Source organism: Bdellovibrio sp., assembly GCF_036384735.1.
Taxonomy (GTDB): domain Bacteria; phylum Bdellovibrionota; class Bdellovibrionia; order Bdellovibrionales; family Bdellovibrionaceae; genus Bdellovibrio.
Genome location: NZ_DASVLT010000007.1, coordinates 161758 through 176734, shown reverse-complemented (window position 1 = coordinate 176734; position 14977 = coordinate 161758). Strand labels below are relative to the sequence as shown.

Genomic DNA, 14977 nt, shown 5'->3' with positions numbered 1-14977 from the left:
GAATCGGTTTGAAATCTGGCACTTTCCTTACTCTAAAGCCTCTTGCTGTTCTCGTAGTAATGTCTCTGACTTGGGTTGCAAACGCAGCTCCTGGCTCTACCGTCTCTTTCATCAATGACGTCAATTCAAAAAAAACTTCTTTGAATCTGGGACTTAAAGAAAATCTCTCTGCCGTTATTAAAATTCATTTCTTTTGGGCTTCATGGTGCGAATATTGCGAAGAGGCATACAGTGCCTTAGACAAAATTCAAAGTGATCCCGCACTCAAAGGTAAAATCGAGGTTCGCGGCTATTGCCTGGATGAGAACATCACGAAGTCTGTGCAAGCGAAGATTTCAGAAATGCCTCATGTCGTCCACTATCAGGTCAGTCGAAAATCACTGCATTTTCCAGAGGGTCTTGAGCGCTTCCCTCTGGCAATTTTAGAAGACAGTAAATCTTCTAAAATGGATGTATTCACTGGCTTTAGTAAAGAACGTTATCACTATTTAAAAAGATCCATTCAGAAACTTATCCAAACGGGAGTGGGCGATGACAATCAGGAATAATAAAGGTGTCACCCTCGTCGAACTTGCCATTTATGCTGGTCTATCAGCGATGGTCATCCTAGTCGCTTTGTCAGTGACTCGTGTCAGCCAAGACATGGTTCAGTCCTCAATGACTTTTGCGGGTCTTAATGAAGCCCGCAATAGAATCCTGGAAACCCTGCGCGATGAGACTGCTTGGAAACAAACCCTTGCAAATGGTGCCAACGCATCGACATTCTGGTGTTTAAATAATCAAGTTTCTTGCTCGGGCGCTGGCGGAACTTTTACACTAGTGAACTCTCAAGGCGTTGTTGTTAGTGAGGCAGCTCGTCCGAATTCAACAGATGGCCTGACTAAAACCGGTGCCCCTTGCAGCACTTATTCTGCGAGTGGAAATTCTGCTTGTCCGTTTCGGTTTGTAGTCTCTTGGACTGCACGCTGCCCAAAAGCTACGGCCTTTAATCCCAATCCGAGTTGCATTAATCCCTCTATCGAATTCACGGCAGCCTTGCAATCTGGAACAGGCACGCAGTTTAAAGATCTGAATGTAGCAGCTTATGACATTGTTTCCGTGAAGCAAAACACATCTGCGACATTAGCAAGCACTTGCTCGAAAATGGGCGGCACCCTTCAGGCCGATAATTCTTGTTTGATGCCGTATACAAACACACAATGTCCTCCCAACTATTACATTAGAGGATTTAGCAACGGACAACCTGTCTGCCAAACTCTCACAGCATTCCGATGCCAAAAAGGCGAAGTCCTTTTAGGTGTCGACAGCAGCGGCATTGCTCACTGTGGTCCTGGCTGTACAGCAAGCACAAGTAGTGCAGGTTCTATATGGTAAAGCTACACCAACTGCTCAAAAAGAATTCAGGCAACATCGTGGTTACAGCACTTATATTCATGGGTGTATGTGGAGTCATTACTTATGTCATGACTGGTTTTTTTAAAGAATCTAAATCTCTCAACAAGAAAACAGATTCGATCAGTCTTTTGCAGGTCGTAGAAGACAGTATCATTTGGTCGATCGAAAACGATGAGGCATGGAAAACAACCATTGCAAGCTCGCCTGCAATGAGCTGCCTCGGAACTTCTGGCGCGACCTGTGCTACCGGTACTTATCCCCTGATTGTCTATCTTGCCGATGGAAGTATCGAAGCCAATGGCACTAGCACTGAAAATTCAGGCTTTGACTACTATGGGACAGCTTGTACGGGTTTTAGTTCAACGACTCCTAACGATGCTTGTCCATTTAAAATCGTCATGACTTGGTCACCGAACTGCAGTGGTGGATGTCCGGCTACAATTTTATCTGCAGCAAACTCGGTCGCTGTTCAACCAGCAGTGACCATCAACGTGTCCATTCTATTCTCGGGAAACAATCAAACGTATAAAAGTATGAACTTAGTAAGTCGCTTTAGTAAAACGTTTGTACGAGGCAGCCTTCAAGGCAGCTTGGCCGCCTCATGCCGTGCCGCCAATGGCACTTTTGATCCAACAACGCAAAGTTGTCAGCTTCAGAAAACAAGTTGTGGGTCTGGACAAGTTCTTACGGGTTTCGATAGCTCTGGAAATCCTGTTTGCTCTGCGAATAAATTCTTAAATACAGGTTGTGGGTCTGGATTTGCTCCAGTGCGAGTGAATGCCGGGGGGGGGTTTGAATGTTGGAAGTTTTAAAACGTCGTTCTGCATCTCGCGCCTCACAAAAAGGTATCTCACTTGTCAGTGTGATCGTGGCTCTGGCCATTGTTTCTATCGGATTTTTTGCGGTGAACAGTTCGCTCTTGACCTCGTTGAACGTAAAGTCACATTTAAATATGGACGCAAACATTGCCGTATTCCGCTCTAAGGTGATCTCATCCTTAGCTAATGCCGCGACTCTTGATCAAATTCTGCAATTGAATTCTGCGATGGCTTGCGAAGCCAATCGCTCCGATTGCTCTTCTATGAAAGGTATAGATTCCAACGTGATCGTCGTCGGTCCCGATGGAACCAAACTTACTGACGCGACAAATGCATCCTTTGGATTTACCAAAGATGGTTCCACATGCACGACCTACGACGCGACTTCGGGAAGCGACGAGTGCCCCTTCCGGTTCGATGTTACATGGACGCCTATTTGCCCACCTTCTGGAAGCTGTGCGAATCCCCAAAACAAATTTAAGGGGACTTTCTCATTTAAAGGCAAACAGCTAACTCTAGACGCCATCAAAATGAAAAAGTTTAACTTCGTGGTCATTCCTTCGCACTACAACAACTCGTTAGAATCGAACTGCACTGCGATCAAGGGTGTCTTTAATAGCGCTAATGGTAGCTGCACTTTACCATTAGAAGGCATGTGCCCCAATGGTCAGGTAGTCGTCGGTCTAGATACGACAACAAATCAAAAAACATGTGGCTATCTATTCTCAGGAATGTGCAGTCCTGGATATAAAATATCTAATGTCGATTCCTCTGGGAATTTAACCTGTGTTGCAATCAACTACTGTCCAAAAAAGACTTTCTTTGACACATGGATTCCGTTTGATGCAACTTCTGGCGGAGATGGAGGCGATGGCAGTGACGGTTGCGATGGCGCTGATGGTTGCGGCGATGGCGGTAGCTAAGCCGACATCTCAATTTGATCCCAATACATTTATGGGGAGCACACTATTCGCTGCTAATTTTGCCAATAGTAAGGTTCCCCCGACATCAATCAAAGGCAAGAAATTTATCGAAGTGAGCTTTGCGAATAGCTCCTTCGAACTTTCTAATTTTTCTAATGTCGCTTTTCAGAAGACGAACTTTTCACGGGCTTCGTTAAAAGGCAGTGCTTTTTACAAAAGTACCTTGAATAACATCAACTTCTCGCAAGCCGATTTAAGAGGAGTTCATTTCACCTATATCAACTTCAAGGACGTCGACTTTAGCAATGCCACCCTTAACGGAGCCAGGTTCGAATTCTGTACTTTTGAAAATGTCACATTTACTGCTGCTAAACTTAACGACGTGTCTTGCGAAGCCTGCAAATTTCTTAAAAATCAAAATCGCCCTAAAGAACTACGATGATCTCTATTTTAAAGAACTACATTCGATCACAGAAAAACGAGATCCAACAAGATCCCGTCCTCATCCGCTTTTCCCAGGCGTTGATTCTAGTTCACTTCTTTACGATTCTTTTTTGGTTTAACCAAGATTTTCAAAATATTATTCTGGATTTGAATCAAAGCGTTTGTTGGCCTTTCTTTACTAGCTGTGATGTAGCAAAATCTTTTTTGTCTCCGCTGGCAGGCGTGATTCTACCAGCCTATTTTTCTTTGACCATTCTTCTGTTCGGACTGTCGTTCCGAAAACCTCAAACAGTCTGGTGGAGTCTGTTCTGGCTCGAGTTTATCAAGCTCGCACTGTCAGCCTTAGACTACAGATTCATGGGGAACTATCACTTCATTCCCCATGTCATCACACTTTATGTTTTATTTTTTCCGCAAAAAAGATCCTGGTCTAAGTTTTGGATTTTCACTCTCTATATCGGGGCAGCTTCTTTAAAATTGAATTGGGAGTGGCTAAGCGGAGCAAGTCTTTCTTGGAAAACTCCACTAGATCGTCCCGAGCTTTTGCCTTGGCTTGCAATATCGGGACTTATCGTAGAAATTAGCGGAGCCCAACTGCTTTACTTTAAAAATTCAATGGCCCGATGGTTTGGATTTTTTCTTTTATTAGCATTTCATGCCGTTTCTTTTTATTGGGTCGGCTTCTTTTACCCATGCATTATGTTGTGCGTGCTGTCCCTTATTTACTTCGAAATCAAAGATTCAAAAAGTCCGATCGCATTTAAGCTTCATGAGAAGAATTTGATTTTACCGGGATGTATTTGGGCCGCGTTCTGCATCTTCCAAGTGATTGCTTTTAGCGATGCAAGAACAGCCTCGCTAGACGGAATGAAACGCCTGGCCTCTCTGAATATGTTTGATGCTAGAAGCACTTGCAAAGGTCTCTTCATCATTCATCAGGATAGCTCGTCCATCGAAATCCCCTTCCAGAATCGCGATTTGCCAGTTCGAAACAAGTGCGACAACATTTTCTTTTTAGCCCAGGCTAGAAAAATCTGTGCGGATTCAGAAAGTCACAACCCAAAAGTCAGCGCCTTCCTTGTCGCACAAAGAACTTCTGATTCAGATTTTATCGATATTGTTCGAGAGGAGGATATATGTTCACGTTTCAAAAATTAAAACATATCTCCTCAGAAAAAGCTCGAATAATTGCGCTTAGCTTATCGCTGATCTATGTCATCTCCATTTTCACCATGTTACACCGAGCACAACCGCTCAACAGTGTGCCTCACTTTACCGTGACCGGTTTTGAGTCCTCTCCAAAAGAAGAGGCTATCGTCACTTCCTTATTCAGAGGAAACAACGAACGCACTGGAAGCTTTAGTGTTCCTGCTGATATCAAAAATGCTCACGTCGCATGGGCGACAGAAGATCTTTTCGCTGATATCCATTCGGCGTCAAAAAGCACACCCGCAGTAGACGCAACGGGAATTTATTTCGGCACGGATTTAGGAATTTTCTATCGCTATTCTTTAGAAGGTAAAAAGATTTGGTCCTTCAAAGTGGATGGCGGAACTCAAGGTATTCACGGGACAGCTTTGTTAGATGAAAAATACGTCTATTTTGGCAGTTATGCGGGAAACTTTTATTGCCTCGAAAAGAGCTCTGGTAAATTAATTTGGACTACGACAGTTGCTCATGCGGTGGGCTCCTCACCTCTGATAAATGGCGAACTTATCATTGCTGCGGCAGAGTTCTCAAAACCTCATGAGGGCTACGTCGTCGCAATAAATAAATTCACAGGCAAAGTAAAGTGGACGTCTGCTTTCTTTGGTGAACAAGTCCACTCGTCACCGGCATTGTCTCCTGAAAATGGAATTCTTGGGGTTGGCAGCAATGCGAATACGTTCTTTGGGATCGATTCTTTCACTGGGGAAATCGCTTGGCAAATTCCGACTGCGGGTCCGATCAAGGGCACACCTGCCGTTTTCAAAGACGCTTTTTTGTTTACCTCTTGGGATAAAAATCTTTACGTCGTGTCGAACACTGGCCACCTTCGACAAAGAATTAATATCGACGGAACTTCTCAATCCAGTCCAGCGATAGATGTTCCGGCAGGAAGGGCCTATGTAACAAGCTCCTCGGGCAATCTTTATAAAATTGATCTCGATAAGTCTGAACCAGTGCAGGCCGTGTCCCTTATCAACGGCGGCATTAATAAAATGAGTATGCCGAGCCCTATTGTGCTTCAATCCTCCCATAGATCATGGGTTGTCAGCTCTTGCTTTGGGGATTCCGTCTGCATTTTCGAGACTCGCCACATGAAGCTACTTAAGCGAGTTCCCGTCGGGGGCCTGGTCTCTGGCTCTTTTGCCGTCTGGGATTCATCTTTATTCGCCAACGTGAATAACAAGGGCCTAGTACGCATTGATTTGAACTAGACCTCCGCCTGGGGTGTCTCACATGTCTCAAGTTTCAAAATAAGACAACCGATAGAGAGTATGACAAACCACGGAAGGGTTTTTATGATGCTCATCTTTTTATGCTTTCTAGGGCTTTTTCAGAATGCAAAAGCTGCAGACATGTCAGTCATTGATGTTCGAAGAAACATCACGCTGGCCGAGGATGATACCGTTTACAAGGATTTCTATATCAATGCCGGCCCCGATTCAGGGTTGAAGAAAAACTTGGTCGTTACAGCCGTTCGCAAAATCAATATTCGTGATGCTGCCGGTGCCAACTCATTCGGTGAAATTTTAGTTCCGGTTGGACAGCTCAAAGTTATTGCAATTTACGATAAAGTTGCTGTGGCTCGCGAGTTCAATCTACTTTCTCGCGATGAGCTTCCCATGCTTGAACAAATAGGCATCATGAGTGGTGATCGCATCGATTTACGCGGATCGTTCATCGATAATTCGAAACCAAAAGTAAAACACAAAGTCTCTGAAGCTCAGCCAACCTCGGGGACCACAGTAGTGACGACCACTTTAACGACGACAACAACAACGACTTCAACCGCATCGGGGGCAGCTCCCCTCCCAAATATTGCTGCTGCTCCTGCCGCTGCGGCTGTTGTTGCTCCAGTCGTAGCTAAAGCGTCAGCTCCACCTGCCACTGAGAAGCTTTTACAAGGTGGTGCAGAGTTAAAGTCCCCGGTGGCAACCGTCGGTCCCGCTAAACAAGCTACAGAGGTAGCCAAAGCGAGTCCGCCTCCAGCCCCAACAACACCTGCTGCCGAAGTGCCCGAAACCGCAGAAAAACTTGAAAAAGTAGCGGATTCTGGTAACAACTCGGAGCATGAGTGACAATTCTTATTTTCGTATTCGCCTAAGCCAAGTTCCTGCGGAACTTGAAGACATCATCACCACATATTGTTTCGACAGTGGAGCCTCTGGAGTCTCAGAGGCTTTGGTGTTTACACAGCCTGACCTTACTTACGATCCAACCGTCGTAAATGTTCGCAATCACGAAATGGACGTGTTCTTCGCTGAAACTCCGAACAAGGATTTCTTTGAAGGCCTTCACGAGTACAACACTCAAATCAAATGGAATATCTTTGAAGAAGAAAACAAAGACTGGCTTGCCGAATGGAAGAAAGGTTTTAAACCTTTCAAGCTTGTCGGTGACTTCTGGGTGATCCCCTCTTGGTTGCAACCTCCTGAAGAATGCAAACACGCGATCTATATCGATCCGGGCATGGCATTCGGTACGGGCACTCACGCCACAACACAAATGATGGCCTTCTTCATTCACAAATTGGCCGAAAAATATAAAGCCAATCTTGCGGACTGGGCGATGCTTGATGTCGGCACAGGAACTGCGATCTTGGCAATGCTTGCGCAAATGAGCGGCATGGGTCTGACTGTCGGTATCGAGATCGATCCTGAAGCACGCCGTGTGGCTCGTGAAAACGTAAAATTGAACAAGCTTGATGAGATCTCTATTCCTGAAACTCAACTTGAAGACATCCGCGATCAGTACGACGTGGTTGTTGCGAACATCATCGATGGTGTTTTGATCAATTTGAAAAAAGATTTGATGCGCGTTTTGAAACCAGGTGGCCACATGTTGCTCACAGGTATTCTTGAAGAGCGTGACAATCACTTCTTTGAAAAATTCCTGGAAGGCTCAGGCTTGAATGTGATTCGCCGTCTTGAAAAGGACGAATGGGTTGGTTACTGGGTTCAGTCCCCTGCCGAGAAAGCCTAGGCCATGAGACGTTATTGGATCGAGAAAAAAGATCTTTTCCAAGATCAAGTGAACTTCACTGGTGACGTCTTTCATCACATCTTCGATGTCTGTCGCCAAGATGTCGGCTCTAAATTTGAAGTGCTGACTGAAGATAGCAAGGCTTTCTTTGTTGAAGTCACTCAAGTTACAAAAAAATCAGCGACAGCCCGTATTCTTGAAGAGCGCGTGATTCCGCCATTGAAAACTCCGTACGTGCACGTAGCTCTTTCGATTTCACGCTTTCCCGTGATGGATGCCATCATGGAAAAAGCTGTGGAGATGGGCGTAAAAAGCATCCAGCCGTTTTTCTCTGAATTCAGTTTCCTTCGCAAAGAAGACAAGCTTTCTGACAATAAAGTCGATCGCTGGGACAAGATCGTTCGTTCCGCCACTCAACAAAGTGGGCGCGGTGATTTGATGAAGGTCCTTCCAGCCATTTCTTTTGATAAACTTTCGGGTTTGATTAACCCAAATGCAGGTCAGGTGGGTCTATTTGCATATGAGGGCTCTTCGACCCTTAGCATCAAAGATTACTGCAACAAGATTCGGGCAGACCATCCTCAAGGAGTCAAAGACATCTGGATCATCGTCGGGAGCGAAGGCGGTTTTTCCCACTCGGAAGTCAAAGAATTCGAGAAACTAGGCCTTCATCCAGTGACTTTAGGCCAGCAGGTTTTGCGAGTTGAAACGGCTTGCATGGCCCTGGTATCAGTCCTAAAGTATGACTTTGATCTCATGCAGTAAGTCCCAGGAGGAAGAAGAATGGATCCTTTCGAGGAATTTGAGTTTAAACCACTCACAGATGGTCTCGGTTTCCACAAAAGAAAGGCTACTGCAGCAACAGCAGAGCCTGAAGCAGCGGATACTTTCAGATCACAAAAATTCATCAAAGACCAAGGCTTGGAACTGATCGAGGAATCATCTGTAGATCCTCTTCGTCCACCACTTCCTCGTAAAAAGGCCACAATTCCACCTCCAACTCCGGATGCATTGACTGAAGTGGGCGGTGACGGTTCTTCATCAGCCGCAGTTGATGAAATTCTTAAGACTCTTCAAAAAAGCCGTCGTTTCGATTTCGAGGAAAAAGCGGCGAAAAATAAAGCCACGGCAGCCGCAACTAAAGAAGAATTCAAAGCGACGACTTGGAACTTCTCTTCGGCCCTTTTGGATTCGATGCTTGTGATCGCGGCAAGTCTTCTTTGCATGATCATTCTTTTGATCGTAACTAAAGTAGATTTGATCGGAAATCTGACTCATCCGGATAATGATGGCATGATCTACGTAGCAACGGCTGCGATGTTTGCAACGGTGAGCTTTATCTATCTTGTCGTGAACCGCGTGTTCATGGGCTTCACTCCGGGCGAATGGGCTTTTGATCAACGCATCGGTCTTCCATCACAAACAAACACAGCAGCTTACGCTTTGAAAGTGGCAGCTCGTAGTGCTCTTGTGATCGTGACTGGCTTTGTGATCTTCCCGATCGTTTCTGCAATTCTTGGCAGAGATATCGCTGGCAACATCACGGGCGCCAAACTTCTTAAAAAGGTATAGTTGAGATATGGGCCAAGTCCGTACTTTTGATACTATCGAAGCGGCTTTGGCTCCTCTTCGTTCTCAAGGTAAAAAAATTGTTTTCACAAATGGCGTGTTCGACCTTCTTCACATTGGACACGTTCGCTATCTTCAAGAAGCAAGATCATTGGGAGATGCTTTGGTGATTGGTGTTAATGCCGACGCCAGCGTGAAGCGTCTCAAGGGTCCTACTCGTCCGATTCAAAATGAAAACGACCGTGCCGAAATCTTAGCAGCTTTGGCTTGCGTAGATTTCACTGTGATCTTCACCGAGGACACTCCAGAAAATCTTATTCACAAAGTAAAACCTGATATCTTGGTAAAAGGCGGCGACTGGAAAATTGAAACCATCGTCGGCGCCCCCTTCGTGATGTCTTACGGTGGAAAAGTCATGTCGCTGCAATTTGTGGACGGCAAATCCACAACAAAGATCATCGAAAAATCTCAATTGGATTAAAACCTAATTGTTTCCATAAAAACAAAATGCACAAATGCTCCTACACTTGCGGCACAGCCCGCGTGCAAGCAGAAAGCTGTACTGAAAATACAGCGCCGACGAGGCAACTCAATCAATTGGCTTTTATAGAAACAATTAGAATCTAAAGCCTAATTTGCCGCTGTAGACTGTGTCTTGATAGCGATCAATTTCTAAGGCAACAAAGAACTTTGAAATGTTCACATTCACACCGAATAGGCTGTGATTATCATCGATCACTTGCTTTTCTGTATCACCGCTCGCCGTGATTCCATTAGCTCCGCCGATAAAAGTTCCTTGCGCGCGAATACGACCTGCACCGAAATACAAAGCCACGTTGTCAATTGCGACGGTTGCAACCAGGTCAGTTCCAATCGTTGTAACGTTCACAAGATTCGCAAAGTTGGCTCCGCCGGCATATACAATGGCCGAAAAAGAAATCGGGAAAAACGTCGCCTCATAAAAACCCCAGCGAACTTGTCCACCAAAGTTTTGCATCTTCTGCCCAGCCGGAGTGAAGTACATCAACGTATCGATGTTGTAGTAAAGACCTTTGCCGATCGTCAGAGTCGTATAGCTGTATTCATCTTTGTCATTGGTTTTGCTGCCTAGATTTGCAACATCCTCCATAGGAATGAATTCGGAAGTGATACCGATCTCAATACCTGTATACCCACCAAGAGGATATGGATCTGCAAGAATTTTAGAAGCCGAACCGAACCCTAAAACTTCCAAAGCACGCTTCTGATCTGACGTATCCAGATTCTTAGGCAAACTGAAAGCCGCCCAGGATTGAGCTGCACAGATTGTGAGACTGATAAAAAGCAAACGGCGCCAAAGCTTCATGGCGCCATTGTCTTCTAAGAATGTAGCTGCTGTCTAGTTAGAAGCTACAATAGTTTGAATTTGACTTAACGCTGAGCTTGCAAGGCTTGCAATTGCAGCGTCCGAACTTTTTGCTAAAGCTTGAAGTTGAGTGACATACTTCGTGTAGTCAGATGTTACGTTTGAAGCAGTCACAGTATTACCGCGAGAGCGACCATCCGTTGTTGTTGAAGACGAGCTTGTTTTTGCCGTTTGATAGCCCGCAATAACTACTTGGAGCGCTAGGTCTACAACCTCCGCAGTCGAGCTCTTCATCGCCGACAACAAGATACTAGAGCGTGTTGAAGATGCGTAACCCAACAAATATGTGTGAGCTGTCGATTGATTCTCTGATGTCAATTGATCGTAGTTAGCTGCCACAACCGTGAAGCTTTGTGAACTATATACAGAAGCTACTGCGTACAAACCTAATGCTTGAGTCTCAGATTTATTGTTTTTCAAAAGGTCCGTTACGATTTCGTAGAAAGTTCCAGCATCGACATCACCGTTCATGTAGGCCGCCAAAAGCTTTCCTACGTTTTCTTTAGTAGGCTGACTTGAGATCAATGATCTCCATTGATCTGCGGTGATATCTTTTTGATCTTGATTAGATGTTGCACCTGCCCCAACTGCTGAAGCCGTTGGACCACCACCGAATGCGCCATTAGCACCGTTAGCGATATCAGAGCCAGACAAACCATTTTGTTGATCGTTACCCACAACGCGAGCTTCTACTTTTGGTTTCTTAGTATCATCAGCTTTCTTTGTAGAAGCCGTTTTTTGAGCTGTTTTAGCAGCCACTGCAGCCGCTTTCTTAGCCTCTTCTGCTTTTTTAGCCGCATCTTTTTTCTTTTTATCGAATGGGTTTACATAATTACGAGAGATTTCACGATCCTCAAGACCTAAACCGAACAAAGTCGCGAGGAATGATTTTGGACGAGGCATTTCGTAAACCACATCTTGGTTCGCCAATACCGCTTGAACAGGAGTTTTGAAGAGGTAACCAAGTCCTCCGATCAAAACGGCTACTAGTGCAAAGATCGCATATTCTAGTTTTTTATCTGCGAAGCTCATGGGGCCTCCCTGTTCTTACTTGTTAGTAAGAGCAGTGCCCGTGCCATTTCCTCTTGAATTTATGCGTATTTAGCTATTCCAAAGTGGGACTGTGACACTTTCGCGTCCCAGTCCGTCAAAGATTCAGACATTTCTCACTCTGAGACAGTCCCTATTCATGATGTAATTTCGAGCTGGTCGCAAGTAGCGCCGGTAGCAAAATCAGACTCAAAATGAGAGACGAAATCAGTCCCCCTAAAATCATCACGGCAAACGGTTTCGCCGTCTCGGAGCCGATCCCTTGCGAGAACGCTGCCGGAGTCAAACCAATGATCGCCACACTGCTTGATAGAATGATACTTTTGCTTTTTTCTTTCAAAGCACGCCACACGTTTTGGGTCTGCGCCAATTCGGAAATCAACATCATTCCCGTTAAGAACGTGATCCCCAAAAGAACAATTCCACCCGCTGCCGCCGAAATACTAAAATTCAAACCAAACATGCGAATAAACAGAAGCCCACCCGTTGCGGCAAAAGGAATTTCCCAAAGAAGGAAGAATACTTTCAACCAGTCTTTAAACCACGAATACAACAAAACAATCATCGCCAATAAACACAGCGGTACAACAAACATCAATTGTCTTGAAGCACGTTGCGCATTTTCGAACGAACCTGACCATTCCAAATGATATTTATCCGGCATCTTCACAGTATTGCGAATCTTCTGATTTGCTTCATTCACGAAACCAACCACGTCTCGACCTCGCACAGAACACTTCACCGCAATACGACGGGCACCGTTTTCGCGATAGATCTTCCCCACACCTTCTGTCAAAGCAGGAGTTGAAACTTCACCCAACGGAATGCGTGCCCCGTCCGGAGTCAACACTGGTAATGATGCTAAGACATTCATTGTTGGTGGATTTGGAATTTCAGGTTTCACAACGATATCAATACCGCGACCTTGTTCGTCCACCAGCTTCGAAGCCGTGCGGCCCATCAAAGCCGTCTCCAAAACATCTTCCGCATCCATCACGCGAAGACCATAACGGGCAAGCAAATCACGATTCAACTTAAAGCGAAGTTCTGGCTGGCCCAAAAGTTCTTCCGCACCAACGTCTTCGGCACCAGGAACTTTTTTAACAACATCAACGATTTGGTCACCGATTTTTTGAAGTTCCGGAATCTGTGGCCCGAAAACTTTAACAACTAACTCACCTTTTACACCGCTGATCGCTTCGTCGACGTTGTCTTTGATCGGCTGCGAGAAGTTGAAATCCACGCCCACGATATCTTTCAATTGTCTTTGAGCAATCTCTACGAATCCATCAATGGTTTTAGCTGAACGCCATTCCTCTTGCGGTTTCATAGAAACGAAGATTTCAATATTATCAAAACCATTCACATCCGTACCGTCATCAGGACGACCAATTTGTGGAACAACGTCCACAACTTCCGGAATCTCTTTCAAGCGTGCACGAATTTTACGTGCAAGCTCTGTGGAAGCCTCTAAAGAAATGGTCGATGGAGCGGTTGCACGAATATACAACGAACCTTCATTCAAGTTAGGTAAGAACTCACGTCCCATGCCCCACATCAAAATCACAAGGACAACCGTAAAAGCAATACCTGCTTTCAAGTTCAACATCGGCATGTGGGCAATACGTTTCGCCCAGTCGGTACATTTCGCAGTGATCTTTTCGATCCACAGATCAATTTTAGAAGGCTCTGACAAACCTATTGGAAGATTCTTCCATGCAAGAGGAATAAACAAGAATGTACCGAGCTGACCACCAATCAAAGCTGTGATCAACGTGATACCCAAAGGTCTAAAGATTCGCCCCTCCACACGTTGCATGCTCAAAATCGGAATGAACGCGATCACAAGTAACAGCGCACACATCAAAGCTGGCGCTAGAACATTCGCAAACGCCTTGACGACCTCTTCTTCATTTTTACGTGAAGACACGGAAAGTTTATGAATCACGGCCTCGGCAGAGAATATGGCGGTCTCGATAATAATACCAAAATCTACAGCCCCTAAAGAGATCAGGTTCGGCGTAAAGCCTAAGGCCTTCAATCCGACAAAGACCATCAGAAGCGAGAATGGAATGATCACAGCTACGGCCACAGTCATTGGCCAATAAGGGCGACCGAACCCAAACCACAAGATCAAAATAACAAGCAAGATACCGAAAATGATATTATGGAAAACCGTATGACTGCTTCGGACGATCAAATTCGTGCGATCATAATACGGTTTGATCTGAATATTTTGAGGTAAAACTGTCGTATTCAGCTTTTCAATTTTTTCACGAATCTGTTTGCAAGTTTCCAAACTGTCAGAGCCATGACGAAGCAAGATAATGCCTTCTACGACATCATCTTCTTGATTACGGCTGACCAATCCCAAGCGCGGCCTATGACTGACCTGTACAGTTCCAATATCACGCACGCGAACCGGAATGCCTTTCTGCGTGGTGATAACTGCTGCCTCCAAACTTTGTGGAGTTTCATACATCCCGATAGAACGAACGATGTATCCCTCTTCACCGTGAGTGATAATAGTGCCACCAGCATTCGCGTGATTTTGCCCTAATGATTGAGCCACATTGGTAATACTCAATCCCAACGCCTTCATGCGAGTGATATCAAGACGAATCTCGATTGTTTTTGTAGGACCACCGAAGCTAACAACATCGGCAACGCCGGGAATACTTTTAAACTCGCGCTCTAAAGTCCAATCCTCGGTCAAGCGCTGTTCATCTAACGGGGCACTGCCCGTCAATGTATAACGGTAGATCTCACCCACCGGAGTTGAATCCGCAGACAATCCCGGCTTCACCCCATCAGGCAAACTAGCATCGCCAAGATGTTGTGAAAGATCCAAACGAGCATCTTTGCTTTTTACGTTATCATCGAAAGTCAGGGTGATAACACTCAATCCAAAAATCGAAATGGAGCGCTGATTGATCAAACCTGGTAAGCCGTTCGTGGCCACTTCCAGAGGTTGCGTTACTTGACGTTCCACCTCTTCAGCAGCCTTGCCAGGATATTGAGTGATGACTTGGACCTGAACATTCGTAAATTCCGGGAATGCTTCAATCTCACTTTGTGCCGCGATCCACACACCATAAGAAATGAACAAAACGAACAGGAACCAGAACAAAACGGGCTGATTGCGCTGGAAGCGAATCCAGGGCTCTAAAATCTTGCGCATGTGG

At 45.3% G+C, this 14977-nt stretch carries 15 protein-coding genes; 12 read left to right on the top strand and 3 right to left on the bottom strand.

The window, feature by feature from the left end:
• The first annotated feature begins 8 nt into the window (after positions 1–8).
• From VF412_RS01510 to rfaE2, 12 genes are all read left to right on the top strand, one after another.
• On the top strand, positions 9–548 hold the full coding sequence (locus VF412_RS01510; RefSeq protein WP_331337425.1) for a hypothetical protein: 540 nt from the start codon (positions 9–11) through the stop codon (positions 546–548).
• The gene (locus VF412_RS01505; RefSeq protein ID WP_331337424.1) at positions 532–1374 is read left to right on the top strand and encodes a hypothetical protein; all 843 of its coding nucleotides are present in this window, start codon (positions 532–534) and stop codon (positions 1372–1374) included. Before VF412_RS01510 ends, VF412_RS01505 begins: the two co-directional genes overlap by 17 nt.
• Positions 1368–2207 (top strand): hypothetical protein, encoded by an 840-nt coding sequence (locus VF412_RS01500; RefSeq protein WP_331337423.1) that lies wholly within the window; start codon positions 1368–1370, stop codon positions 2205–2207. The genes VF412_RS01505 and VF412_RS01500 overlap by 7 nt, the downstream gene beginning before the upstream one ends.
• Positions 2192–3136, top strand: coding sequence for a hypothetical protein (locus VF412_RS01495; RefSeq protein ID WP_331337422.1), 945 nt, complete (start codon positions 2192–2194; stop codon positions 3134–3136). The genes VF412_RS01500 and VF412_RS01495 overlap by 16 nt, the downstream gene beginning before the upstream one ends.
• A complete protein-coding gene (locus tag VF412_RS01490; protein ID WP_331337599.1) occupies positions 3057–3578 on the top strand; it encodes a pentapeptide repeat-containing protein in 522 nt (173 codons plus the stop codon). The genes VF412_RS01495 and VF412_RS01490 overlap by 80 nt, the downstream gene beginning before the upstream one ends.
• A complete protein-coding gene (locus VF412_RS01485; protein WP_331337421.1) occupies positions 3575–4738 on the top strand; it encodes a hypothetical protein in 1164 nt (387 codons plus the stop codon). Before VF412_RS01490 ends, VF412_RS01485 begins: the two co-directional genes overlap by 4 nt.
• Positions 4717–6000 carry a PQQ-binding-like beta-propeller repeat protein gene (locus VF412_RS01480; RefSeq protein WP_331337420.1) on the top strand — a complete coding sequence of 428 codons (1284 nt, stop codon included), beginning with the start codon at positions 4717–4719 and terminating at the stop codon, positions 5998–6000. Before VF412_RS01485 ends, VF412_RS01480 begins: the two co-directional genes overlap by 22 nt.
• A gap of 84 nt (positions 6001–6084) precedes the next feature.
• Positions 6085–6864 carry a hypothetical protein gene (locus VF412_RS01475; RefSeq protein ID WP_331337419.1) on the top strand — a complete coding sequence of 260 codons (780 nt, stop codon included), beginning with the start codon at positions 6085–6087 and terminating at the stop codon, positions 6862–6864.
• Positions 6857–7768, top strand: coding sequence for a 50S ribosomal protein L11 methyltransferase (locus VF412_RS01470; protein WP_331337418.1), 912 nt, complete (start codon positions 6857–6859; stop codon positions 7766–7768). Before VF412_RS01475 ends, VF412_RS01470 begins: the two co-directional genes overlap by 8 nt.
• A gap of 3 nt (positions 7769–7771) precedes the next feature.
• Positions 7772–8533, top strand: a complete 762-nt coding sequence (locus tag VF412_RS01465) for a 16S rRNA (uracil(1498)-N(3))-methyltransferase (RefSeq protein ID WP_331337417.1) — start codon at positions 7772–7774, stop codon at positions 8531–8533.
• 18 nt (positions 8534–8551) lie between these two features.
• Positions 8552–9340 carry a metalloendopeptidase gene (locus VF412_RS01460; protein WP_331337416.1) on the top strand — a complete coding sequence of 263 codons (789 nt, stop codon included), beginning with the start codon at positions 8552–8554 and terminating at the stop codon, positions 9338–9340.
• A 7-nt stretch (positions 9341–9347) separates the two neighbouring features.
• Complete coding sequence (rfaE2, locus tag VF412_RS01455; RefSeq protein ID WP_331337415.1) at positions 9348–9818, top strand: D-glycero-beta-D-manno-heptose 1-phosphate adenylyltransferase; 471 nt, start codon at positions 9348–9350, stop codon at positions 9816–9818.
• Positions 9819–9953: 135 nt separating this feature from the next.
• Here the strand turns inward: rfaE2 and VF412_RS01450 are convergent, their stop codons facing one another.
• From VF412_RS01450 to VF412_RS01440, 3 genes are all read right to left on the bottom strand, one after another.
• Positions 9954–10682 carry a hypothetical protein gene (locus VF412_RS01450; RefSeq protein WP_331337414.1) on the bottom strand — a complete coding sequence of 243 codons (729 nt, stop codon included), beginning with the start codon at positions 10680–10682 and terminating at the stop codon, positions 9954–9956.
• Positions 10683–10715: 33 nt separating this feature from the next.
• Positions 10716–11774 (bottom strand): hypothetical protein, encoded by a 1059-nt coding sequence (locus VF412_RS01445; protein ID WP_331337413.1) that lies wholly within the window; start codon positions 11772–11774, stop codon positions 10716–10718.
• A gap of 151 nt (positions 11775–11925) precedes the next feature.
• Positions 11926–14973 (bottom strand): CusA/CzcA family heavy metal efflux RND transporter, encoded by a 3048-nt coding sequence (locus tag VF412_RS01440; RefSeq protein ID WP_331337412.1) that lies wholly within the window; start codon positions 14971–14973, stop codon positions 11926–11928.
• Between the last annotated feature and the right edge of the window lie 4 nt (positions 14974–14977).

Excerpts from the sequence above, each read along its gene's own strand:
- VF412_RS01495 (WP_331337422.1), top strand. The coding sequence starts at position 2,192 with ATGTTGGAAGTTTTAAAACGTCGTTCTGCATCTCGCGCCTCACAAAAA.
- VF412_RS01485 (WP_331337421.1), top strand. The coding sequence starts at position 3,575 with ATGATCTCTATTTTAAAGAACTACATTCGATCACAGAAAAACGAGATC.
- VF412_RS01450 (WP_331337414.1), bottom strand. The coding sequence starts at position 10,682 with ATGAAGCTTTGGCGCCGTTTGCTTTTTATCAGTCTCACAATCTGTGCA.
- VF412_RS01475 (WP_331337419.1), top strand. The coding sequence starts at position 6,085 with ATGATGCTCATCTTTTTATGCTTTCTAGGGCTTTTTCAGAATGCAAAA.
- VF412_RS01490 (WP_331337599.1), top strand. The coding sequence starts at position 3,057 with ATGCAACTTCTGGCGGAGATGGAGGCGATGGCAGTGACGGTTGCGATG.
- VF412_RS01460 (WP_331337416.1), top strand. The coding sequence starts at position 8,552 with ATGGATCCTTTCGAGGAATTTGAGTTTAAACCACTCACAGATGGTCTC.
- VF412_RS01470 (WP_331337418.1), top strand. The coding sequence starts at position 6,857 with ATGAGTGACAATTCTTATTTTCGTATTCGCCTAAGCCAAGTTCCTGCG.
- VF412_RS01500 (WP_331337423.1), top strand. The coding sequence starts at position 1,368 with ATGGTAAAGCTACACCAACTGCTCAAAAAGAATTCAGGCAACATCGTG.
- VF412_RS01440 (WP_331337412.1), bottom strand. The coding sequence starts at position 14,973 with ATGCGCAAGATTTTAGAGCCCTGGATTCGCTTCCAGCGCAATCAGCCC.
- VF412_RS01465 (WP_331337417.1), top strand. The coding sequence starts at position 7,772 with ATGAGACGTTATTGGATCGAGAAAAAAGATCTTTTCCAAGATCAAGTG.
- VF412_RS01505 (WP_331337424.1), top strand. The coding sequence starts at position 532 with ATGACAATCAGGAATAATAAAGGTGTCACCCTCGTCGAACTTGCCATT.
- rfaE2 (WP_331337415.1), top strand. The coding sequence starts at position 9,348 with ATGGGCCAAGTCCGTACTTTTGATACTATCGAAGCGGCTTTGGCTCCT.
- VF412_RS01445 (WP_331337413.1), bottom strand. The coding sequence starts at position 11,774 with ATGAGCTTCGCAGATAAAAAACTAGAATATGCGATCTTTGCACTAGTA.
- VF412_RS01480 (WP_331337420.1), top strand. The coding sequence starts at position 4,717 with ATGTTCACGTTTCAAAAATTAAAACATATCTCCTCAGAAAAAGCTCGA.